Origin of the sequence: Mycobacterium sp. (assembly GCF_049608025.1) — a bacterium.
Classification (GTDB): domain Bacteria; phylum Actinomycetota; class Actinomycetes; order Mycobacteriales; family Mycobacteriaceae; genus Mycobacterium.
The window spans coordinates 1-825 of the sequence record NZ_JBMYXC010000116.1 but is presented as its reverse complement, the minus strand read 5'-3'; the positions used below and the strand labels follow the sequence as shown (position 1 = coordinate 825).

Genomic DNA, 825 nt, shown 5'->3' with positions numbered 1-825 from the left:
GGCAACATGATCTCATCGATCGATGGTGGCGCGACGAGCGCTGGTAAGTCCGGCGATCTGGGTGCCGCCGGCGACCAAGCGCTGTTCGCGGTGCTGCGCGGTCTGGCCGACGTCATCGTGGTCGGGGCATCCACGGCGCGCGTGGAGAACTACGCGGGAGTTCGGTTGTCCGCCACGCAGCGGCGGGAACGTCAGCACCAGGGCCAATCCGAGGTCCCGCCGCTCGCCGTGCTGACCCGCTCTGGCCTCCTGGAGCCCGAGGCTCGGCTATTTCACCGGACCGAGGTAACGCCGCTGATCCTGACCAGTGCCGAGGCGGCCCCCGACGCCAGAAGACGCCTGGACGGACTCGCAGAAGTTCTCGATGCCTCTGGCGCGCACACCGATTCGGTGGACCTTCGCGTCGCACTCGACCTGCTGGCCGGGAAAGGGCTCACGCGGGTACTCACCGAAGGAGGGCCCGGCATTCTCGGCATGTTCACCGAACAGAACGTGCTTGACGAGATATGCCTGACCGTGGCTCCGGCGCTGGTCGGCGGCAAGTCCGCTCGAATCGTGACCGGAACGGCAGAAGTCCACACTGCAATGCAACTCGGCCATGTGCTCACCGACGACGACGGCTATCTCTACCTCCGCTACAGCCGCCGCGATCCGGCCCGCGCCGGCGCAGCCCAGTGATTCCGGTCAGTACTGTGGTCGGCATGCCTCGTCTGCTCCGCGCTCCCAGCACTCGGGGCTCGATTGCTTCCCCCGCGCGCGTTGGTGGGGTGCTGTCCGTCGTGGTCTCAGTCGCGTTGGTGGGCTGCTCGCCGGGCCTGGCCGCAA

1 protein-coding gene is annotated in these 825 nt (G+C 67.6%); it reads left to right on the top strand.

Going from position 1 to position 825, the window contains the following annotated elements; all coding sequences use genetic code 11:
- Positions 1-678, top strand: a 678-nt coding sequence (locus ACPGXI_RS17980; protein ID WP_526655388.1) for a pyrimidine reductase family protein, incomplete at its 5' end; no start/stop codon positions are given.
- Positions 679-825: the final 147 nt, after the last annotated feature.